Origin of the sequence: Curtobacterium citri (assembly GCF_030362955.1) — a bacterium.
Lineage (GTDB): Bacteria > Actinomycetota > Actinomycetes > Actinomycetales > Microbacteriaceae > Curtobacterium > Curtobacterium citri.
Window position 1 is genome coordinate 24,843 of the sequence record NZ_JAUCML010000004.1, and the last position, 21,456, is coordinate 46,298.

Genomic DNA, 21,456 nt, shown 5'->3' on the forward strand with positions numbered 1-21,456 from the left:
TCCGTGTCTCGGTCGCGTCAGCGACCCGTGCTCACGTCGCTCAGACGAGCGAACGGAGCACGTACTGCAGGATGCCGCCGTTGCGGTAGTAGTCGGCCTCACCAGGAGTGTCGATGCGGACGACCGCGTCGAACTCCACGGTCTGCTTGCCCGCCGGCGAGTGCTCGCTCGGCTCGGCCGTGACGTGCACGGTCTTCGGCGTGCGGCCCTCGTTCAGCTCGGTGAGCCCCGAGATCGAGACGACCTCGGTGCCGTCGAGGCCGAGCGACTCGACCGTCTCGCCCGCCGGGAACTGCAGCGGGACGACGCCCATGCCGATGAGGTTCGAGCGGTGGATGCGCTCGAAGCTCTCGGTGATGACCGCCTTGACGCCGAGCAGGTTCGTGCCCTTCGCCGCCCAGTCACGGGACGAGCCGGAGCCGTACTCCTTGCCGCCGAAGATGACGAGCGGGATGCCCTGCTCCTGGTAGTGCTGCGACGCGTCGTAGATGAACGACTGCTCGCCGTCGGGCGTCGTGAAGTCACGGGTGTACCCGCCCTCGACGCCGGCGCCGTCGTTCGCGGAGGCCAGCAGCTGGTTGCGCAGGCGGATGTTCGCGAACGTGCCGCGGATCATCACCTCGTGGTTGCCGCGACGCGAGCCGTAGGAGTTGAAGTCCTTCCGGTCGACGCCGTGCTCGGCGAGGTACTGCCCGGCGGGGCTGTCCGCCTTGATCGACCCGGCCGGCGAGATGTGGTCGGTGGTGACCGAGTCGCCGAGCTTCGCCAGCACGCGGGCGCCGGAGATGTCCGACACCGCGTCCGGCTGCATCGTCATGCCCTCGAAGTACGGGGGCTTCCGCACGTAGGTCGACTCGGTGTCCCACTCGAAGGTGTCGCCCGTCGGGGTCGGCAGGTTCTTCCAGCGGTCGTCGCCCTCGAACACGGAGCCGTACTCGTGGGTGAACATCTCGGTGTCGATCGACGTGTCGATGACGTCCTGCACCTCGGCCGCGTCGGGCCAGATGTCCTGCAGGTAGACGTCCTTGCCGTCCTGGTCGGTGCCCAGGGCGTCCTTGTCGAAGTCGAAGTGCATCGACCCGGCCAGGGCGTAGGCGATGACCAGCGGCGGGGACGCCAGGTAGTTCATCTTCACGTCGGGGTTGATGCGGCCCTCGAAGTTGCGGTTGCCCGAGAGCACCGCGGTGACGGCGAGGTCGTTGTCCTGCACGGCCTGCGAGATCTCCTCGGGCAGTGGACCCGAGTTGCCGATGCACGTCGTGCAGCCGTAACCGACCGTGTAGAAGCCGAGGTCCTCGAGGTAGCTGGTGAGCCCGGCCTTCTCGTAGTAGTCGGTGACGACCTTCGAGCCCGGCGCCAGGGTCGTCTTGACCCACGGCTTGGCCTTGAGGCCCTTCTTCGCGGCGTTCCGCGCGAGGATGCCGGCGGCCATCATCACCGAGGGGTTCGACGTGTTCGTGCACGACGTGATCGCCGCGATCGCGACGGCACCGTGGTCGATCGTGAAGGGGTCGCCGTCGGCGACGGAGACCGACGTCGGCTTCGACACCGTGCCCGGGGCGCTCGACGCGTGCAGCGGGACCTCGGACGGCGGGGCGTCCTGCAGGTCGTCGACCGCGTGCTCGTCGCCGGGTGCGGCCGCGACCGGGTCCGACGCCGGGAAGGTGTCGGCGACGGCCTTGTCCTCGTGCGTGTGATCGATGCTCGCGTAGTTGGCGAGGTCGACCTCGAACTGGTCCTTCGCCTTCGAGAGCTCGATGCGGTCCTGCGGGCGCTTCGGACCCGAGATCGACGGCACGACCGTCGAGAGGTCGAGCTCCAAGTACTCCGAGTAGGCGGGCTCGACCGACGGGTCGTGCCACAGGCCCTGGGCCTTGCTGTACGCCTCGACGAGGGCGATCTGGTCCTCGGTGCGGCCGGTCAGGCGGAGGTAGTCGAGCGTGACGCCGTCGACCGGGAAGATCGCGGCGGTCGACCCGAACTCCGGGGACATGTTGCCGATGGTCGCGCGGTTCGCCAGCGGGACCTCGGAGACGCCCTCGCCGTAGAACTCGACGAACTTGCCGACCACGCCGTGCTTGCGGAGCTCCTGCGTGATGGTGAGCACGACGTCGGTCGCGGTCACGCCGGCCGGGATCGACCCGGACAGCTTGAAGCCGACGACCTTCGGGATGAGCATCGACACGGGCTGGCCGAGCATCGCGGCCTCGGCCTCGATGCCGCCGACGCCCCAGCCGAGCACGCCGAGACCGTTCACCATCGTCGTGTGCGAGTCGGTGCCGACGAGGGTGTCCGGGTACGCGTACAGCTCGCCGTCGAACTCGCGCGTGTACGTGACCTTCGCCAGGTACTCGATGTTGACCTGGTGGACGATGCCGGTGCCCGGCGGGACGACCTTGAAGTCCTCGAACGCGGTCTGGCCCCAGCGGAGGAACTGGTAGCGCTCCCCGTTGCGCTCGTACTCGAGGTCCGTGTTGCGCTGCAGTGCGTCCTCGCGACCGAAGAGGTCGGCGATGACGGAGTGGTCGATGACCATCTCGGCCGGCGACAGCGGGTTGATCTTGTTCGGGTCGCCGCCGATCTCGGCCATCGCCTCGCGCATGGTGGCGAGGTCGACGATGCACGGGACGCCGGTGAAGTCCTGCATGACCACGCGGGCCGGCGAGAACTGGATCTCGGTGTCCGGCTCGGCCTCGGGCCGCCACGAGCCGAGCGCCCGGATCTGCTCCTCGGTGACGTTCGCGCCGTCCTCGGTGCGGAGCAGGTTCTCGAGCAGCACCTTCAGGCTGTACGGGAGCTTCTCGTGCCCGGGCACGGTGTCGATCCGGTGGATCGCGTAGTCGACACCCCCAACCGACAGTGTGTCCTTCGAGCCGAAGCTGTTGACTGCAGCCACTGTGCCGCCTCCCTGGTGATCGGTGTGCCCTCATCCTCGTGGGCCGCGGAACGTCCCACCAGCAAGGCAAACCTAATCCCGGCCGCGTCGGAGCGTCGCCGGGAAAGTGTCTCGATGTCGAGACAACCCTACACCGCGGCGGTGTCCTCACGCCGCACGAACACCGTGCGGACGAGTAGCCAGGTGACCCAGAGCACGGCGGCGTAGAGCGGCACGCCGAGGACGAGCTTCACCGCGGCGAGCAGTTCGACCTGGGCGGTCAAGTACAGCGGCACCTCGACGGCCAGTCGCAGCGCGAAGAGCCCCACCCAGACCCACGTGGCGACGGTCAGCACGCGGCGCTTCGTGGGGTCCGCGCGCCAGTCCACGTGCGAGCCGTCCTCGTCCGCCGGCAGCAGGAAGCCGACCACGACGCCGATGAGGGGCCAGCGGACCGCGAGGCTCACCAGGAGGCCGACCAGCCACACCGAGTTGATGACGATGCCGGGGATGAAGTTGGTCTCGGCACGGCCGGTGAACAGTGCGAGCGCCGCGGAGACGACCACACCGGCGATGCCCGCGAAGGACATCGTGAGCGACTGCCGCTGCAGCAGGCGGAGCACGACGAACACCAGGCCGACGACGACCGGGATCACGACGCTCGGCACGAGCTCCTTCGTGATCGCGTAGACGACCAGGAAGGCGAACCCGGGGAGGACCGACTCGGCGAGGCCGCGCACACCGCCGACGGCGCCGAGCAGGGCCCGGCCGGACGGCGCCTCCCCCGGGGCGACCCGTGCGATCCCGGCGTTCTGCACCGCGGCGCGGAACTGTGCCGAGAACGACGGCGCGACCTCGGGCTCAGGAGCCGGCTCCCGTGGCGACGTCGGGACGTGACCGGGGGTCTCGTCGGTCGCGTCTGCGCGACGCGGGGTGTCGTCGTGGTCCGGCACCGTGCCTCCAGGCCGTGTCGAGTCGAGCGGGGACGTACCGGGCGTCAGACGGCGGACTGCGTCGACTTCGGCATGTGCAGCGGGATGAGGTCGCGGGGCGGCATCGGCGTGGTGCCGCGCACCACGACCACGCTGCGGAACAGCTCCTCGATCTCGGCGGCGTCGTCGGGCTGCTCGGCGGCCTTGCCGGCGATCACGCCGCGCAGGAACCACCGGGGGCCGTCGACGCCGACGAACCGCGCCGCCCGGGCGCCGTCGGTCGAGCCGGAGCCGTCGGTGACGACCGGGACGAGCGCGCGGAGCTCGGGGCCGAACGGCCCGTCGACCTCCTCGACGCGGCCGCCCTGCCGCTCGATCTGGTCCGCGATCTGCGCGCGGATCTCGTGCCAGAGGCCGGTCGACCGCGGGGCGGCGAACGGCTGGACCTGCAGCGTCGACTCGTCGTAGTCGAGCCCGACCGCGACGACGCGCTGCGAGCCCTCCTCGACCTCGAGGCGCAGGTGCAGGCCCTCGCGGGGGAGCACCTTCACGCCGCCCAGGTCGACGTAGGGACGGACCAGGTTCGCCTCGGTCTCGTCGTGGGGGCCGTTCTCGGCCCGGTCGCTCGGGGCGGACTTGTCCGTCGGGGCGACGGCGTCCACCTCGTCGAGGTCGGCGTCGGCGTCGGTCGCGATGTCGACCTCCGGCGTCGTCTCCGCGATCTCGGCGTCGTCGACGACGGCGTCCGCCACCTCGACCTCGTCCCGCTTGCGTCGGCCGAACTTCATGCGTCCGTTCCTTCCTGGAAGTCGTCGGCGGCGCCGTACAGGGCACCACCCCGGTCACCGTAGCCCGAGGACCCGAACCCGCCCTCACCGCGCACGCTGTCCGGCAGTGCCTCGACGCGCGTGTACGTGACGCGGGGCACCGGCATCACGATCAGCTGCGCGATGCGGTCGCCGGTCCGGACCTCGTACGCCTCGGCGGCGTCGGTGTTGAGCAGCGCGACCCCGATCTCGCCGCGGTAGCCCGCGTCGACGGTGCCCGGCGCGTTCACGATCGTGATGCCGTGCTTCGCCGCGAGCCCGCTGCGGGGGACGACGAACCCGGCGTACCCCTCGGGCAGCGCGATCCGCAGGCCCGTGCCGACCAGGCGACGCTCGCCCGGCTGCAGCACGAACGACTCGGTGGAGACGAGGTCGGCACCGGCGTCCCCGGGGTGGGCGTGGCCGGGAGCGTTCTCCCCGGTCCAGAGCACGTCGACTGGTTCGGTCACGAGACACGAGGGTAGTGCAGCCGTGACCGTTCCGTGACCTCGGACCGGCGAGGGCGGGATGTCGTGGTGGGATGGAGGGGTGACCGTGTACCGCGAACGACTCTGGGCCCCGCCCGCCCTGTACCTGGCGACGGCGCTCGTCATCCCCGCGAGCCTGCTCGTGTTCCTGCCCATCAGCGTCCTCGCCGGGGTGCTCGTGGCGATCGGGATGTACGCCGGCGTGCTCGTCCTGCTCTGGGCGCTCGCCCCCACCATCGAGGTCACGGACACCGAGTTCCGCGCCGGCAGGGCGCACCTCCCCCGCGCGCTCGTCGGCGAGGCCGCTGCCTACTCCGGCGCAGCGGCCACGGACCAGCGCGGGCCGGCGCTCGACGCCCGCGCGTGGACGCTCTTCCGCGGCTACGTCCGGGGCGTCGTGCGCGTCGAGGTCGCGGACCCCGCGGACCCGACGCCGTACTGGCTGGTGAGCGCGCGGAACCCCCAGGCGGTCGTGGACGCGCTGCGTTCCTGACGTCGGCTCGCGCCCGTCGCGTCGCCCGAGGGGCGGCCGGGAGGCGCGGCGCACGCCCGCCACGCCCGTTCCTCCCCAGGACGGCCCGGCACGCGGATCGGCCCGCCACCCTCGACGGGTGACGGGCCGTTCGTGATCGCGTGCCTAGAGCGAGGCGCACTCCGCGCAGACGGGGCCGAGCTTCGACTCGTGGTCGAGCTGCGAGCGGTGCTTCACGAGGAAGCACTCGACGCAGGTGAACTCGTCGACCTGCGGGGGCAGCACGACGACGTCGAGGTCGACGTCGCTGAGGTCCTGTCCGGCGAGCTCGAAGCTGCCGGGGTTGTCCGAATCATCGTCGACGACCCCCGACATCTTGTCGGGCACGCGCTCCTTGAGGGCCTCGATCGACTCCGAGTCCGTGGAGGAGTCGTCGGTCTTCCTGGGGGCGTCGTAATCGGTGGCCATGCCCATCCGTTTCTCGTGTCGAGAGGTCGTCGCCGGTGATCGGCGGCGACAGTTTGCACCACGACCCGCGAGAGCGCAAACCGAACGCCGTGCGGGATCGTCAGGCGCTGCAACCCGTCGCTCACCACGGACATTCCCGCACGCCGGGCACGCTCCCGGGCGTCCCGGTACGTCCCGGTGCGACCCGCTCGGGCACTCGTCCTCCCGGGAGTCCGCGGCACGCCCGTGCGCCTCCGCGGGAACGGGCGCGCCCGGCTGCATACTCCTGCAAGGTACGAGCACGACCGTACGCAACGCTCGGGAGGCGCAACCATGCAAGACGTGAGAGTCATCGGGGTCGAGTCCGGGGCACTCCTGCTCGCGACCGACGGCGGCACCGAGTTCCGGTTGCCGGTCACCGCGTCGCTGTCGAGCCAGGTGCGCCAGGCGAACCCCGACGCCGGTCCGCACAAGCGCGTGTCCCCGAAGGACGTGCAGGCTCGCATCCGGGGCGGTGCGGACGCCGCCGACGTGGCCGCCGCGCTCGACGTCGACGTCGAGTACGTCCGACGCTTCGAGGGTCCCGTGCTCGCCGAGCGCGCGTTCGTCCTCGACGCTGCGCGCCGGGTCCCGGTGACGCCGGCCGACGACGAGTCCCCCGACACCTTCGGCGCGGCCATCGAGGCCAAGCTCGAGTCCGGCGACGCCCGGTCGGTCGCGTGGGGCTCGTGGAAGGACCCCGAGCAGGGCTGGCAGGTGCGCGTCCGCTACACCGCGTCCGAGGTCGAGCACGACGCGCAGTGGCTGTTCGACCCGAAGACGTCGACGCTCGTGCCCGACAACGGCGACGCCCACCGGCTCTCGCACACCGAGGACGAGGGCATCGCGCCGCGCCTCCGCGCCGTCGAGAACGACCACCAGGACACCGACGGCACGCGGTTCGACTCGGGCGCGTTCCGCGTCGAGCAGGACGACCACGACGCCGTCGAGCCCGAGGTGCAGGACCGTCCGCTCCGTGCGCCGCTCCCCCGCATCGGCGCCGCGCCGGTCGAGGAGCGCTCGCCCGGCAACGAGACCGCCGACCTGCTCGAGGCCCTCCGGCGTCGTCGCGGCGAACGTGAGGCCGCGTCCTTCACGGAGCAGCAGGACGAACCGCGCGGTACCTCCATCAGCGTCGTCGACGTCCCGCTGCAGGGATGGGACGCCTCCCCCGCCTCCGCTCCCGAGCAGGAGGACCGCCCGACGTCGGCCCCCGGGTCCGAGAACCGTCCGGAGCGCAAGAAGCGCAACCGCCGCTCGATGCCGAGCTGGGACGAGATCGTCTTCGGCACCCGCCCGGAGGACCCCGCCTGATCCGCTCCCTCCCGAGCCGCGCCCGTCGGACGGGAGGCCCGGTGCAGCCCCGCAGCGCTCGTCGCGCTGCGGGGCTGCACCCGTTCCGGCGCCGGGTCAGCCCGCGAAGGCACCCGCCAGTCGCAGGGGTACGAACACCTCGTCGTCGGTCAGGGCGCCGTGCTGTCCGATCATCCGCTTCGGCTCCTTCCGCGGGTCGAGCTCGCGGTCGTCGTTGAACGCCCACGACCCCCGCGCGACCACCACCACGTCACCGATGCGCGGGAGCACGCGGTCGTCGACGGCGCCGAACCAGCCCGCTGCGACCGCCTCGTCGCGGCTCGCGACGTACGCCTTCTTGCCGTAGCGCGTGCGCCAGGCCGCCACGAGTGCGGGGACGTCGGTGCCCGGCCGGACGGCGAGCTGCCGGCAGCGCGGGTCCCCGGCGATCGCGACGACGTCGACGAGCAGCGCCGGGTCCATCGCGATGTTCGCCTCCGGCGGCACGTCGAGCACGCCGTGGTCGGCCGTGACGAGGATCCCGACGTCCGGGCCGCTGCGTGCCGCGAGCCGGGCGAGCTCGCCGTCGAGCTGCTCGAGCGCCGCGGTCCACCGGTCGGACTCCCAGCCGCGCTTGTGGCCGATCGAGTCGAGCTCGGGCACGTAGAGGTACACGAGCGACCGGCCCGCGGCGGTCTCGGCCAGCGCGGCATCCACCCGCTGCGGGATGCTGTCCGCCGCCGCGTACCGGGCACCGCCGAGCACGTTCGCGGTCATGCCGGACGACTCGTACCGCGCCGGGCCGACGACGACGGGCTCGACGCCCAGCGCCGCCGCCTCGGTGAAGACGGTGCTCGCGAGCAGCCACCCGGCGGGCACCTCGTCGTCCCACCCGCTGAGCAGGTTGACCACCCGCTCGGTGCCGGGCTCCCAGCCGCTGTAGCCCACCACGCCGTGCGTGCCGGGCGAGCGACCGGTGGTCAGCGTGCTCAGGGCCGCGGCGGTCGTCGTGGGGAAGCCGCTCCGCAGGCGCTTCAGCGTGCCGCCGCCCGTGGCGGCGGTGAGCCAGCGCGCGTGGCCGGCGCGGGCCGACAGTGCCGACGAGCCGAGGCCGTCGACCAGCACGACGACGACGGAACGGGCGGGGCGGAGCGCGATCCGAGCCTCCCGTCCGGTGGCACGCAACCAGGCGTCGTCGGCGGCGCCGAGCGCGACGAGGCAACTCGGGAGCACGTCGGCGAGGTTCGCGGTGGCGTCGGGGGCGCTCGGTACGCTGGGGGGCACCCCACGATCCTCCCAGAAAGGTCCCATGGCACGCACGGAAGCAGTCGGCCTGCCCGACGGTGAGCGCATCGAGGACGTCGACGTCTCCGAGGAGATGCAGGGTTCGTTCCTCGAGTACGCGTACTCCGTCATCTACTCGCGGGCCCTGCCGGACGCGCGCGACGGCCTGAAGCCGGTGCAGCGTCGCATCCTGTACCAGATGGCCGAGATGGGACTGCGGCCGGACCGGGGGCACGTGAAGAGCGCCCGCGTCACGGGCGAGGTCATGGGCAAGCTGCACCCGCACGGCGACAGCGCGATCTACGACGCCCTGGTGCGCATGGCGCAGTCGTTCACGATGCGCGTGCCGCTCGTCGACGGACACGGCAACTTCGGGTCGCTCGACGACGGGCCCGCAGCCGCGCGGTACACCGAAGCGCGACTCGCCGAGCCGTCGATGGCGATGACCGAGGGCCTGGGCGAGGACGTCGTCGACTTCGTCCCGAACTACGACAACCAGATCATGCAGCCGGGCGTGCTGCCCGCGGCGTTCCCGAACCTGCTCGTCAACGGCGCGTCCGGCATCGCGGTCGGGATGGCGACGAACATGGCGCCGCACAACCTCGGCGAGGTCGTCGAGGCGGCGAAGCACCTGCTGATGAACCCGCAGGCGACGCTCGACGAGCTGATGGAGTTCGTCCCGGGTCCCGACCTGCCCTCCGGCGGCACGATCGTCGGGCTCTCCGGGGTCCGCGACGCCTACGCCACCGGCCGCGGTTCCTTCCGCACGCGCGCCAAGGTGAGCATCGAGAACCTCACGCCGCGCAAGGTCGGCCTCGTCGTCACCGAGCTGCCGTACCTCGTCGGACCCGAGCGGGTGATCGAGAAGATCAAGGACGGCGTCCAGGCGAAGAAGCTCGTCGGGATCTCCGACGTGAACGACCTCACCGACCGGAACCACGGGCTCCGGCTCGTCATCGGCATCAAGTCCGGCTTCAACCCGTCGGCCGTGCTCGAGCAGCTGTACAAGCACACCCCGCTCGAGGACGGCTTCGGCATCAACAACGTCGCCCTCGTCGACGGCTCGCCCCGGACGCTCGGGCTGCGGGAGCTGCTCGACGTCTACGTGCGGCACCGTCTCGCCGTCGTCACGCGCCGCTCCGAGTACCGCCTGGCACGACGGCGCGAGCGACTGCACCTGGTCGAGGGGCTCCTCGTCGCCATCCTCGACATCGACGAGGTCATCGAGGTCATCCGGTCCTCCGACGACTCCGAGGCGGCGCGCACACGACTGCAGGACGTCTTCGACCTCTCCGAGGTGCAGGCCGAGTACATCCTCGAGCTGCGGCTCCGACGCCTGACGAAGTTCTCGCGCCTCGAGCTCGAGGGCGAGCGCGACCAGTTGCTCGCGGACATCGCCGCGCTCGAGGAACTGCTCGCCTCCGACGACCGGCTGCGTGCCCAGGTGGCCCTCGAGCTGACCGAGGTGTCCGACCGCTTCGCGACCCCGCGTCGCACCCTGCTCACCGAGGCCGACGCGCCGGTGAAGGGCGGGCGGAAGGCCGCCGTCGACCCCGAGTCGCTGCAGATCGCGGACGCCCCGTGCCGCGTGCTGCTCTCCACCACGGGCCGACTCGTGCGGGTCGACGTCCCGGACACCGACCTCGGCATCGTCCGCGTCCCTCAGCGCTCCAAGCACGACGCCGTCCGCTCGACGGTGCTGTCGACGGTGCGCGGGCAGGTCGGCGCGCTGACGTCCACCGGGCGCGTGCTCCGCTTCTCCCCCGTCGACGTCCCCGCCGTCCCGCCCGCCTCGGTCCGGCTGGATGCCGGGGTCCGGGTGGGGGACTACCTCGGCATCACGCGGACCGAGACGGTCGTCGCACTCGTCGACCTGTCGACCGGCGCCGCGGACTCCGTCGCGATCGGCACCGCGCAGGGCACCGTCAAGCGCGTCGCCACGGGCGCCTGGCCGGACAAGGACGAGTTCGTCGCGATCGGCCTGAAGCCGAAGGACACCGTCGTCGGGGCCGCGCAGGCTCCCGAGTCCGACGACCTCGTCTTCATCACGTCGAACGCGCAGCTGTTGCGGTTCCCGGCGTCGGGCGTCCGTCCCCAGGGCCTGCCCGCGGGCGGCGTCGCCGGGGTCTCGCTGGCCTCGGGCGCCACGGTGATCTGGTTCGGGTCCGTCGCCCGCTCGGACGACGCCGTGGTCGCGACCGTGTCGACGGCCTCGGGTGCCCTGCCCGGAACGGACGCTGGTCGCGCGAAGGTGTCCGCGTTCTCCGAGTTCCCGGCGAAGGGCCGCGCGACCCAGGGCGTCCGGGCGCACGCGTTCCTCAAGGGCGAGGACGGGCTGACCGTGGCGTGGGCCGGCATCGCACCGCCGCACGCGGTCGGGGTCGACGGAGCCGCACGGACGCTGCCGGACTGGCTCTCGAAGCGCGACGGGTCGGGGGCGCCGCTCGAGGCCGTGATCGACTCCATCGGCGGGAGCGCCGCGGCGCTCGACGGGACCGCGGGCGAGGCGTAGGCGCGCCCGGGCGGACATCCGCTCGGACGCCAGCCTGCTGCTCAGGACACCCTCGAGTCCGCGAGACGCACCGCAGTCCGCGAGACGCCGTCCGATTCGGCGGCGTCTCGGCGCGAGAGCGGCGTCTCGGGCCGCGCTACGCGTCGATGCGGTCGCGGTCGAGGCCCTCGCCGGCGAGGATGAACTCCTTGCGCGGCGCGACGTCGTTCCCCATGAGGAGTTCGAAGACCTTCGCGGCACCCTCGGCGTCGGTGACGTTCACCCGGCGGAGCGTCCGGTGCGTGCGGTCCATCGTCGTCTCCGCGAGCTGGTCGGCGTCCATCTCCCCCAGGCCCTTGTACCGCTGGATCGGCTCCTGGTACTTCTTGCCCTGCTTCGCGAGCTTCTTCAGCACGGCCTGCAGTTCGGCCTCCGAGTAGGTGTACAGCGTGTCGTTCGGCTTGCCGCGGTTGACGACGACCACCCGGTGCAGCGGCGGGACGGCGGCGAACACCCGGCCCTGCTCGATCATCGGCCGCATGTACCGGAAGAACAGCGTGAGCAGCAGCGTGCGGATGTGGGCGCCGTCGACGTCGGCGTCCGACATGATGATGACCTTGCCGTAGCGCGCCTGGTCGATCTCGAACGAGCGGCCGGAGCCGGCGCCGATCACCTGGATGATCGAGGCGCACTCGGCGTTGGACAGCATGTCCGACACCGACGCCTTCTGCACGTTGAGGATCTTGCCGCGGATCGGCAGCAGCGCCTGGTACTCGCTGTTGCGGGCGAGCTTGGCGGTCCCGAGCGCGGAGTCGCCCTCGACGATGAAGAGCTCGGTGCCCTCGGCGTCCTGCTTGCGGCAGTCCGCGAGCTTCGTCGGCAACGAGGAGTTCTCGAGCGCGTTCTTCCGGCGCTGGGTCTCCTTGTGCGCCCGGGCCGAGATGCGGGTCTTCATCTCCGCGACGACCTTCTCGAGCAGCGTGGCGGCCTGCGCCTTCTCGGTGCGCTGCGTCGAGGTCAGGATCTCGGTGAGTCGCTTCGACACCACCTGGTCGACGATCTTCCGGACCGCGGGCGTGCCGAGGACCTCCTTCGTCTGCCCCTCGAACTGCGGCTCGGGCAGGCGGACGGTCAGCACGGCCGTGAGCCCGGCGAGCACGTCGTCCTTCTCGAGCTTGTCCTGACCGACCTTGAGCTTCCGCGCGTTCGCCTCGACCTGGGTGCGGACGGCCTTCACGAGCCCCGACTCGAAGCCGGTCAGGTGCGTGCCGCCCTTCGGGGTCGCGATGATGTTCACGAAGCTGCGCTCGATGGTCTCGTAGCCGCTGCCCCAGCGCAGCGCGATGTCGACCTGGCACTCGCGGTCGACCGAGGTCGACACCATGTGGCCCTTGTCGTCGAGCATCGGCACGGTCTCGGTGAACGTCCCCGTGCCCTCGATCCGCCAGACGTCGGTCACAGCGGTGTCGACGGCGAGGTGCTCGACGAACTCGCTGATGCCGCCCTCGTAGCGGAAGCGCTCGATGACGGGTCCGGACTCGACGGGCGCGCCCGTGGCGACCGCCCGTGCGGCGGCGGCCTCGATCGACGAGGGCCGCTCGTCGGTGATGGTGATGCCGAGGCCCGGCACCAGGAACGCGGTCTGGCGCGCGCGGCTCACCAGGTCGGTGGTGCTGAACTTCGCGTCCGCGGTGAAGATCTGCCGGTCGGCCCAGTAGCGGATGCGGGACCCGGTGACGCCCCGCTTCACCTTGCCGACGACGCGCAGTTCGCTGCCGGACGTGAACGGGGAGAACGGTGCGTCCGGGCCGTCACCGGCGAACGTGCCGGGCTCACCACGGTGGAACGACATGGCGTAGGTCTTGCCGCCGCGGTCGACCTCCACGTCGAGCCGCTCGGACAGCGCGTTCACCACCGAGGCGCCCACACCGTGCAGGCCACCGGACGCGGCGTACGACCCGGAGCCGAACTTCCCGCCCGCGTGGAGCTTCGTGAAGACGACCTCGACACCGGTCAGCCCGGTCTTCGGCTCGACGTCGACCGGGATACCCCGGGCGGTGTCGCGGACCTCGACCGAACCGTCGTCGTGCAGGACGACACCGATCTCGTCGCCGTGGCCGGCGAGGGCCTCGTCGACGGAGTTGTCGATGATCTCCCACAGGCAGTGCATGAGCCCCCGCGAGTCGGTGGACCCGATGTACATGCCGGGACGCTTCCGGACCGCCTCGAGTCCCTCGAGGACGGAGAGGTGGCGTGCGGAGTAGTCGGAGCTCACCTGCCGATGGTACCGACGGGCACCGACAGCCTCGGCCCCGGTGAGCGGCGCGCCTCGGACTGGGGACAACCGCTCCGCGGTCAGCGAAACAGGCCGCCCCGGATGCACGTCTCCCAGCCACCTCGTGTTCAAATGAGTGCACGAAGCGCCACCACCTGCGATCCGTGAGGAGCACAGCAATGACCCAGACCGTGCAGGACCTCTCCATCGACGAGACCAGCAGCCACCAGCTCACCGCTGCTGACCGCTGCGACAGCTGCGGAGCGCAGGCCTACATCCGCGCCACCATGGCCAGTGGCGAGCTCTACTTCTGCGCTCACCACGGCGCCGAGTTCAAGGACAAGCTCGCGGCGACCGCCATCGAGTGGCACGACGAGAGCAGCCGACTCCACGAGTCGAAGTAGTCGTCACCCGACGAACGGACGGGAGGCGCGGTGCCAGCTGCCACCGCGCCTCCCGTCCGTTCGTGGTCGGATGTCGACCGCAGGATCAGGCGATCCGCTTGAACGCCTTGTCGACGTAGCGGTCGATCGTCGCGCGCGCCTCGCGCGCGTACCGGTCGACGGTGGCCGTCCGCTCCGCGTCCGGCTGGTACGCGCGGTCGAGCCGCGCAGTGGCCGCAGCGAGGACCGCGTCGGTCAGCTGCGGGTTGAGCGGCAGGATCGGGCCCTGCGTGTGCGTGCCGAACGAGGTGCCGACGATCGCGCCCTCGACCGGGGCCCCGGCCTGGTTGCCGCCGCCGGACACGACGTCGGCGAAGGGCTCGACGCCGGCGCCGAGCTCGATGCGGGTGGCGTGGTCCTCGAACCCCGCGAGGCGCGTCGACGCACCGCCGAGCAGCGGGTACCGCGTGTCGAGCACGAAGTAGTTGACCCGTCGCTCAGCGCCGCGGACGGCACGCGCGTCGAACACCCCGAAGCCCGCCACCGGCGCGCCCTCGGTCGGCACGACCTCGTTCGTCGCCAGGTCGAACCCGCCGCCGACCGCGACGACCGGGACACCGGCGGCTGCGAGGTCGCGGACCGCACCGCCGACGCGCGTGACGTCGGCGCCGAGCGAACGCATGGCGCTGAGCGGGCCGTTGCCGACGACGACCACGTCCGCCGTCGTGGGCACCGGGTCGCCCGGCGCGTACTCGACCACCTCGGTGGCGATGTCCGCGGCCTCGGCACGGCGGACGAGCGCCGCGACGTTGCCGCGGTCGCCCGAGACGCCCATCTGGCGCGGGTAGACGTGCAGGATGGTCAACCGGTCGGCGGTCATGCCGTCTTCTCCATGTCGCCGTGGCCGAGGGCCTTGCGGGCGATCATCATGATCTCGTAGTTGACGATGAAGTTCTTCGTGCCGCTCGTCGTCGCACCGAGACCCTGCATGTGCCTGATGGCGGCCTCGACGTCGGGCTCCACGCGGCCGATGCGGACACCGGCGTGCTCGAGCGCGATCGCGATCTGCCAGGCCTTGTCGCCCGAGACGACGTCGACGTGGTCGAGCTTCGAGAAGTCGATGTCGTAGATCCACGAGATGTCCGGCGTGCCCTCGTCGATCGCCATGAGGACCTGCTCCGGGTGGTCCGGCAGGGCATCGAGGTTGAGCTGCAGGCTCGCGGCGTTCTTGAACATCGTGAACTCGGCGGACTCGCCCGCGATGGGCAGCCGCTCACCGCGGCCGTACGCCGGCTTCATCGTGCCGAACGCCCTCGTGACGGCGTCCGCGCGGAACTGCGCTCCGAGCGCGGCACTCGCGGTGGCCGTCGCGGCGGCGGCGTCGACCGCGTAGTGCAGCCCCCGCGCCGGCAGGCGGACCGGGATGTCCGTCCCGTCGAACCGCACGGTCGCACCGTCGCCGGTGTTCGTCACGACCTCGGACTCGGCCGGGTTCGGTTCCCCCGCGGTGCGGTCGAAGTCGTCGGCGTTCTGCAGGCCGTTCGGGGCGGCGGCCACGACCTCGGCACTCGCGCCGAAGCGGAGCACGCGCTGGCCGGAGCGACCGACGTACGCGTCGAGGAACTGGTCGTCGCGGTTCGTGATGACGTTCGCGGTCGACAGCGCAGCGGTGTCGAGCATCATCGTCGCGACGCGCTCGGTCTCGAAGAACCGGTAGAGCTGGTCGACCTGGACGTTGAGCATCGTCACCGTCGACGGCGACAGGATCCCGGCGAGCTCGACCGCGAAGGCCTCGTCGACCTCGAGGATGCCGATGTCCGCCTTGAGCCGACCGGTCAGCGACACCTCGGACAGGAGCGCCGAGGCGATGCCCTGCGGCAGGTTGGCACCCGAGGGGTTCGTGAAGACGCGGAGGCCGTGCGCCCGGACGATGTCCGAGATCATGTGCGTCGTCGTGGACTTGCCGTTCGACCCGAGCACGAAGACGACGCCGTTCGGGAACTGCTTCGTCACGTGCTGCAGGAAGTCCGGCACGAGCTTCAGGACGATGTAGCCCGGGTAGGCGGATCCACCGCCCCGCGCTCGTGCGAGGGCGCGGAGGATCCGCCCGACCAGGATCGGGACGAGGAAGCGCATGCCGACTTACTCGAGGTAGTCGCGGAGCGACTGCGACCGGGACGGGTGGCGGAGCTTCGCCATCGTCTTCGACTCGATCTGGCGGATGCGCTCGCGCGTCACGCCGAACGTGTCACCGATCTGGTCGAGGGTCTTCGGCTGGCCGTCACCGAGGCCGAAGCGCATGCGGATGACGCCCGCCTCGCGCTCGGACAGGGAGTCGAGCAGGCTCTCGAGCTGCTTCTGCAGCATCGTGAAGCCCACCGCGTCGGCCGGCACGACCGCCTCGGTGTCCTCGATCAGGTCGCCGAACTCCGAGTCGCCGTCCTCACCCAGCGGGGTGTGGAGCGAGATTGGCTCGCGACCGTACTTCTGGACCTCGACGACCTTCTCCGGGGTCATGTCGAGCTCGCGGGCGAGCTCTTCCGGCGTGGGCTCGCGACCGAGGTCCTGGAGCATCTGGCGCTGCACGCGGGCGAGCTTGTTGATGACCTCGACCATGTGCACCGGGATGCGGATGGTGCGGGCCTGGTCGGCCATCGCGCGGGTGATCGCCTGACGGATCCACCACGTGGCGTAGGTCGAGAACTTGAAGCCCTTGGTGTAGTCGAACTTCTCGACCGCACGGATCAGGCCCAGGTTGCCCTCCTGGATGAGGTCCAGGAACTGCATGCCGCGGCCGGTGTACCGCTTCGCGAGCGAGACGACGAGACGGAGGTTCGCGCCGAGCAGGTGCGACTTCGCGCGCTGACCGTCACGGGCGACCCAGCGGAGCTCGCGCTCCTCGGGCTTCGACAGACCGGTCGAGTGCTGGAGCTTGTCCTCCGCGAACAGGCCGGCCTCGATGCGCATCGCGAGCTCGACCTCCTGCTCGGCGTTGAGCAGCGCGACCTTGCCGATCTGCTTGAGGTAGTCCTTCACCGGGTCGGCGGTCGCACCCGTGATGGTGGTCGAGTAGACCGGTGCCTCGTCGTCGTCGGACTGCGAGATGACGAGCGCGCCCGCGGCGACCGCAGCGGCGGCGTCCGGCTTCGCGGTCTTGTCCTCGGTGTCGTCCGTCGTGTCCTCGGCGTCGGTGTCGTCGGGGGTCTCGACGGCGTCGTCGGCGGGCTCGGCGGCCGCGTCGTCCTCGTCCTCGTCGTCGTCCTGCTTCTTCGCGCGGGTCGACGCCTTCTTCGGTGCGGCCTTCTTCGCGGCGGTGGTCTTCGCTGCGGTGGTCCTCGTGGCGCGCTTCTTCGGCGCAGCCTTCCCCTCGGCCGCGTCGGCGTCGTCCGCCGCGACGGCCTCGGGCTCGTTGTCCTTCGTGGGATCGATCGTCGTGCTCCGGGCAGCCATGCGATCACCTCTCTCGTCATGCCACGTTCGTGGGGTCGTGGCCTCCCTCGCCGCCCAGGGCCTGGGCCGCAGTCCCCCGCGTCGTCAGGTCCTACCGTTCCGGGCAGCATGAGGACCCATGTCAAGTCCCCCGACTTCCACGGCGCGGTGCAGTGCCGTGGAGATCCGGGGCCCGATGGGTCCGTCCTCCATTATTGCACGGCCTTCTTCCGCAGGCGCGCAACCAGTGCAACCCAGAGCGGGCCCACCCGTATTCCGTCCTGCGCGTGCATGTCCCGCCGGGTCCGCCGGCGGGCGAGCAGGAGCATCACGACGCCGAGACCGACCACGACGTACTGCACCGTCAGCGCCACGCGGAAGTTCTCCCAGTCGAAGACCGTCCGCCCGGTCGCCCCGGAGACGACGTCGAGCAGGGTGCCGATGAGGAACATCATCACGAAGGCCGCGAGGAAGCCGCCGACGTTCACCACGCCGTTCGCCGAACCGAGGGACCCGACGGGGTTGAAGCTCCGCGCGAAGTCGAAGCCGACGAGCGACCCGGGCCCGCCGACGCCCATCGCGAGCACGAGGAGCACGAGCAGCCACGTCGGCGGGTGCCCGGGCCAGAGCAGCACGGCCGTCCAGACGACCCCGAGCGCCAGGACGATGCCGAGCACCAGGTTCGATCGGCGGAGCGGGAAGCGCGCGCAGAGCACGCCGAGCACCGGGCCGGCGACGAATCCCGTGACGACGATCACCGTGAGGAACCCGGCCGCCTCGCTCGGGGTGTAGCCGAGACCACGGAGCATCGGGACGCCCCAGAGCAGGGAGAACACCGTGCCCGAGGACTGCGTGACGTAGTGCGACCAGAACCCGAGCTGCGTGCCGGGGCGCCGGAGCGCGTGCCCGAACGTGTGGAACGCGCCGCGCCACGAGTGCGGGAGGGGCAGCGGGATCGTGTCGGTGCGGACCGGCACCGGACCGTTCCGCACGAAGGCCACCGCGAGCAGCAGGCCCACCAGGCTCGCGGCCGCCGCGACGCCGAAGGCCGGCGTCCACCCCGCCGTGTGCAGGAGCACGGCGAACGGGAAGGCCGAGAGGATCTGGCCGACCTGGCCGAGGTTGCCCGTCCACTGCGAGATCTGCGGCAGGATCCGGCCGCTGAACCACATCGGCACGAGCCGGATGACCGAGATGAACGTCATGGCGTCACCGGCACCGACGAGCACCCGTCCCGCGATCGCCGGTCCGATCGTCGGCGAGAAGGCCACGACGGCCTGCCCGACCACGAGGAGGGCGGCCCCGAGGAGCACGAGCTTCCGCGGCCCGACACGGTCGAGCGCGATGCCGACGGGGATCTGCAGACCGGCGTAGACGGCGATCTGCACGACGGCGAGCGTCGACAGGACCGCCGCGGAGACCGCGAAGCGGTCCTGCGCGTCGACCCCGGAGACGCCGAGGGACGAGCGCTGCACCACGGCGAGGACGTAGGCGAGCACCGCGACGCCCCAGACGAGGAAGGCACGGCGGGAGTTCACCCGACCAGGCTAGCGACGTGCGCACCGCGCCCGGACCGACCTGTGGAGGACGCGGCGTGCGGGGCGGACGGTGGATCAGCCTCCCGGCCGCGACCGGTGCCGGCGACGCGCCGTCAGTCCGTGGGGGCGTCCCCGTCGGGTCGACGGTCGGCGAGGAAGCGTTCCAGCTCCGCGGCGATCGCGTCGGCCGTCGGGACCTGCCCGTCGACACCGGTCAGCGGCGACGCGACCGCGTTGCCCTCCATGTAGGTGTCGTGCCGTTCCTCGAGCACGGCGACCAGGCGCTGCAGCTCGGGGTTGCCGGCGACCTGCTCGTCGACGCGCGTGCGGAACTCGCGGTCGGCCTCGCGCAGGGCGTCGGTCGGGAAGATCAGGCCCGTGGCGGCCGAGATGCTCGACAGGCCCGTGACGGCGGCGTCCGGGAACTCGGTGTCGCCGAGGTAGTGCGGCACGAGGAGGACGAGCCCGGTGACCTGCTCGCCGAGCTGCGTCAGCCGGTGCTCGACGAGGTGCAGGACGTTCGCGGGAGCCTGCGTCTCGGGCTTCCACACGCTCATCTGCTCGACGAGGTCGGCCCGGGTGCCGGACACGGTCAGGTTGATCGTCCGGGTGTGCGGCACGGGCATCGGGATGGACTGCAACCACGTCGTGTCCGCCACGCCGAGGTCGTCGGCGAGCCCGGTGACGGCGTCGACGAAGCGGTTCCACTGGAAGTCCGGCTCGTACCCGGTGAGGAACAGGAACGGCTGCCCGAGCTCGTCGCGCACGAGGTGCAGTGCGAGGCGAGGGGGCTCGACCGCCGTGATGTGGTCGTGCTCGAAGGTGATCACCGGTCGCCGTGCGCGCCAGTCGAGGAGCACGTCGGGGTCGAACTCGGCGACCAGCTCGTGGTCGAGCCCGTCGAGGATGGACGACGTCACCTGCGCGACCGCGGACCCGGCGTCCACGAAGCCGGTCAGGCCCGCGACCAGGTGCAGCCCCGCCGGGACGGTCGGTGCGCCGACGGCGACGGTGTACAGGTCCTCAGGGTGGTCCACGTCCCCATGCTAGGCGGCGCCCCCGACCGTCCCGTGCGCGGTCCCGACGCTCTCGGCGAACACGTGCTGGATAGGCTTGCCGCATGGTCCGACCGACGCTCTCCACCACCTCCACGACCCCCTCCGACGTCGACGCCGACGTCCTCGTGCTCGGCGTCCGCGCCGGCACCGACGGTGCCGCGCCCGCGATCGCGCCGAGCGCGGCGGGCACCCCCGACGCGCTCGCCGACCTCGACCTCGGCTCGATCGGCGTCACCGGCGCGAAGGACCAGCTCGTCCGGCTCCCCGGCACCGGCGTCGCCGCGGCCGGCATCGCGCTGGTCGGCCTCGGGTCGGCCCTCGACGCCGCCGCCGTGCGCGCCGCCGCGGGCAGCGCCGTCCGCCAGCTCCCCCAGGTGTCGTCCATCGCCCTCGCGCTGCCGACCGACTCGGCCGAGCTCGTCGAGGCGGCACTCGAGGGCGCCGCACTCGGTGCGTACGCGTTCACCCGCCACAAGGGCGCCGGCACGACCGGCCCGACCCGGGGCGACCAGCGGATCGAGGTCGTCGCGCCCGCCGACACCGCGGCGGACGCGACCGTCCGCCCGGCGATCGTCGCCGACGCCGCGGCGCTCGTGCGCGACCTGGTCAACACCGCCGCCGGCGACCTCGGCCCCGCTGACGTCGCCGACGTCGCCGTGGCCCAGGCCGAGGGCCTCCCCCTCACCGTCGAGGTCCTCGACGAGCACCAGCTCGACGAGCAGGGCTTCGGCGGCATCGCCGGGGTCGGCCGCGGTTCCGAGCGCCCGCCGCGCCTGGTCGTCGTCCGCTACGAGCCGGCGTCCGCGAGCAGGCACCTCGCCCTGGTCGGCAAGGGGATCACGTTCGACTCGGGCGGCCTCTCGCTCAAGCCCGCCGCGTCGATGCTCGGCATGAAGACCGACATGACCGGCGCCGCGACCGTGCTCGCCGCGACGATCGCCGCGGCCCGCCTCGGGCTCGACACGCGCGTCACGGCCTGGCTCTGCCTCGCCGAGAACATGCCCTCCGGGTCCGCGACCCGTCCCGGTGACGTCCTGACGCTGAAGAACGGCAAGACCGTCGAGGTCACGAACACCGACGCCGAGGGCCGGCTCGTCCTCGGCGACGGCATGGCCGCGGCCTCGCTCGAGCAGCCCGACGCGATCGTCGACGTCGCGACGCTGACCGGCGCGCAGGTCGTCGCACTCGGCGACCGCACCACCGGCCTGATGGGCAGCGACGACCTCGTCGCACGGGTCCGGGCGGTGGCCGACGCCGCCGCCGAGCCGATCTGGCCGATGCCGCTGCCCGAGGAGCTCGACGCACGGCTCGCCAGCGACGTCGCCGACATGGTGAACGCGACCGTCGGCAACCCCGCCGGCGGGATGCTCCTGGCCGGCAAGTTCCTCGAGCGGTTCGTCGGCGAGGGCATCGAGTGGGCGCACCTCGACATCGCCGGCCCGTCCGAGCACAAGGGCGGCGGCTACGGCTGGCTCGGCAAGGGTGCCACCGGCGTCATGGTGCGCACGCTCGTCGGACTCGCAGAAGAGCTCCAGTCCAGGTAGTAGGTTGGACCCGGCGGGCTGCGCACCGACGCGCTCCCGCCGGAACCAGCGGGACGGGACCGGAACCATGCGGTCCGACCGTCGGACGCCGCCGCCGCGGTG

17 protein-coding genes are annotated in these 21,456 nt (G+C 71.7%); 5 read left to right on the top strand and 12 right to left on the bottom strand.

Annotated features, from left to right (window positions below; all coding sequences use genetic code 11):
• Positions 1-40 precede the first annotated feature (40 nt).
• From QUG92_RS07255 to dut, 4 genes are all read right to left on the bottom strand, one after another.
• Complete coding sequence (locus tag QUG92_RS07255) at positions 41-2,896, bottom strand: aconitate hydratase (RefSeq protein WP_289458449.1); 2,856 nt, start codon at positions 2,894-2,896, stop codon at positions 41-43.
• Positions 2,897-3,024: 128 nt separating this feature from the next.
• Entirely contained in the window at positions 3,025-3,828 is an 804-nt protein-coding gene (locus QUG92_RS07260) for a DUF3159 domain-containing protein (protein ID WP_259346159.1), read from the bottom strand.
• Between the two features lie 44 nt (positions 3,829-3,872).
• Complete coding sequence (locus tag QUG92_RS07265; RefSeq protein ID WP_289458452.1) at positions 3,873-4,595, bottom strand: DUF3710 domain-containing protein; 723 nt, start codon at positions 4,593-4,595, stop codon at positions 3,873-3,875.
• Positions 4,592-5,083 (bottom strand): dUTP diphosphatase, encoded by a 492-nt coding sequence (gene dut, locus QUG92_RS07270; protein WP_069711023.1) that lies wholly within the window; start codon positions 5,081-5,083, stop codon positions 4,592-4,594. Before dut ends, QUG92_RS07265 begins: the two co-directional genes overlap by 4 nt.
• A 79-nt stretch (positions 5,084-5,162) precedes the next feature.
• Between dut and QUG92_RS07275 the strand changes: the two genes are divergently transcribed.
• Positions 5,163-5,594: a DUF3093 domain-containing protein gene (locus QUG92_RS07275; RefSeq protein WP_289458455.1), complete on the top strand. Its 432-nt coding sequence runs from the start codon at positions 5,163-5,165 to the stop codon at positions 5,592-5,594.
• Positions 5,595-5,738: 144 nt separating this feature from the next.
• On the opposite strand, the gene QUG92_RS07280 is transcribed toward QUG92_RS07275, so the two are convergent.
• Entirely contained in the window at positions 5,739-6,041 is a 303-nt protein-coding gene (locus QUG92_RS07280; RefSeq protein WP_069711407.1) for a DUF4193 domain-containing protein, read from the bottom strand.
• Positions 6,042-6,353: 312 nt separating this feature from the next.
• Here QUG92_RS07280 and sepH point away from each other — a divergent pair, with 312 nt between their 5' ends.
• Entirely contained in the window at positions 6,354-7,373 is a 1,020-nt protein-coding gene (gene sepH / locus QUG92_RS07285; protein WP_069711025.1) for a septation protein SepH, read from the top strand.
• A 96-nt stretch (positions 7,374-7,469) separates the two neighbouring features.
• Here the strand turns inward: sepH and QUG92_RS07290 are convergent, their stop codons facing one another.
• Positions 7,470-8,636: an alkaline phosphatase family protein gene (locus QUG92_RS07290; protein ID WP_289458461.1), complete on the bottom strand. Its 1,167-nt coding sequence runs from the start codon at positions 8,634-8,636 to the stop codon at positions 7,470-7,472.
• Positions 8,637-8,661: 25 nt separating this feature from the next.
• Between QUG92_RS07290 and QUG92_RS07295 the strand changes: the two genes are divergently transcribed.
• Entirely contained in the window at positions 8,662-11,148 is a 2,487-nt protein-coding gene (locus QUG92_RS07295; protein WP_182047543.1) for a DNA gyrase/topoisomerase IV subunit A, read from the top strand.
• Positions 11,149-11,284: 136 nt separating this feature from the next.
• Here the strand turns inward: QUG92_RS07295 and QUG92_RS07300 are convergent, their stop codons facing one another.
• Positions 11,285-13,402 (bottom strand): DNA gyrase/topoisomerase IV subunit B, encoded by a 2,118-nt coding sequence (locus tag QUG92_RS07300; protein WP_289458464.1) that lies wholly within the window; start codon positions 13,400-13,402, stop codon positions 11,285-11,287.
• A 179-nt stretch (positions 13,403-13,581) separates the two neighbouring features.
• Between QUG92_RS07300 and QUG92_RS07305 the strand changes: the two genes are divergently transcribed.
• On the top strand, positions 13,582-13,806 hold the full coding sequence (locus tag QUG92_RS07305; RefSeq protein ID WP_069711029.1) for a DUF7455 domain-containing protein: 225 nt from the start codon (positions 13,582-13,584) through the stop codon (positions 13,804-13,806).
• Between the two features lie 85 nt (positions 13,807-13,891).
• On the opposite strand, the gene QUG92_RS07310 is transcribed toward QUG92_RS07305, so the two are convergent.
• From QUG92_RS07310 to QUG92_RS07330, 5 genes are all read right to left on the bottom strand, one after another.
• The gene (locus tag QUG92_RS07310) at positions 13,892-14,665 is read right to left on the bottom strand and encodes a type 1 glutamine amidotransferase (protein WP_289458466.1); all 774 of its coding nucleotides are present in this window, start codon (positions 14,663-14,665) and stop codon (positions 13,892-13,894) included.
• On the bottom strand, positions 14,662-15,921 hold the full coding sequence (locus QUG92_RS07315; RefSeq protein ID WP_289458468.1) for a MurT ligase domain-containing protein: 1,260 nt from the start codon (positions 15,919-15,921) through the stop codon (positions 14,662-14,664). Before QUG92_RS07315 ends, QUG92_RS07310 begins: the two co-directional genes overlap by 4 nt.
• Before the next feature lie 6 nt (positions 15,922-15,927).
• Positions 15,928-17,235 (bottom strand): RNA polymerase sigma factor, encoded by a 1,308-nt coding sequence (locus QUG92_RS07320; RefSeq protein WP_182047539.1) that lies wholly within the window; start codon positions 17,233-17,235, stop codon positions 15,928-15,930.
• A 191-nt stretch (positions 17,236-17,426) separates the two neighbouring features.
• Entirely contained in the window at positions 17,427-18,752 is a 1,326-nt protein-coding gene (locus QUG92_RS07325; protein ID WP_289458470.1) for an MFS transporter, read from the bottom strand.
• A 113-nt stretch (positions 18,753-18,865) separates the two neighbouring features.
• On the bottom strand, positions 18,866-19,789 hold the full coding sequence (locus QUG92_RS07330; RefSeq protein ID WP_069711034.1) for a proteasome assembly chaperone family protein: 924 nt from the start codon (positions 19,787-19,789) through the stop codon (positions 18,866-18,868).
• A gap of 83 nt (positions 19,790-19,872) precedes the next feature.
• On the opposite strand from QUG92_RS07330, the gene QUG92_RS07335 reads away from it, so the two are divergent.
• A complete protein-coding gene (locus tag QUG92_RS07335) occupies positions 19,873-21,354 on the top strand; it encodes a leucyl aminopeptidase (RefSeq protein ID WP_289458474.1) in 1,482 nt (493 codons plus the stop codon).
• Positions 21,355-21,456 lie beyond the last annotated feature (102 nt).

Excerpts from the sequence above, each read along its gene's own strand:
- QUG92_RS07335 (WP_289458474.1), top strand. The coding sequence starts at position 19,873 with ATGGTCCGACCGACGCTCTCCACCACCTCCACGACCCCCTCCGACGTC.
- QUG92_RS07295 (WP_182047543.1), top strand. The coding sequence starts at position 8,662 with ATGGCACGCACGGAAGCAGTCGGCCTGCCCGACGGTGAGCGCATCGAG.
- QUG92_RS07315 (WP_289458468.1), bottom strand. The coding sequence starts at position 15,921 with ATGCGCTTCCTCGTCCCGATCCTGGTCGGGCGGATCCTCCGCGCCCTC.
- QUG92_RS07265 (WP_289458452.1), bottom strand. The coding sequence starts at position 4,595 with ATGAAGTTCGGCCGACGCAAGCGGGACGAGGTCGAGGTGGCGGACGCC.
- QUG92_RS07320 (WP_182047539.1), bottom strand. The coding sequence starts at position 17,235 with ATGGCTGCCCGGAGCACGACGATCGATCCCACGAAGGACAACGAGCCC.
- sepH (WP_069711025.1), top strand. The coding sequence starts at position 6,354 with ATGCAAGACGTGAGAGTCATCGGGGTCGAGTCCGGGGCACTCCTGCTC.
- QUG92_RS07310 (WP_289458466.1), bottom strand. The coding sequence starts at position 14,665 with ATGACCGCCGACCGGTTGACCATCCTGCACGTCTACCCGCGCCAGATG.
- QUG92_RS07305 (WP_069711029.1), top strand. The coding sequence starts at position 13,582 with ATGACCCAGACCGTGCAGGACCTCTCCATCGACGAGACCAGCAGCCAC.
- QUG92_RS07280 (WP_069711407.1), bottom strand. The coding sequence starts at position 6,041 with ATGGCCACCGATTACGACGCCCCCAGGAAGACCGACGACTCCTCCACG.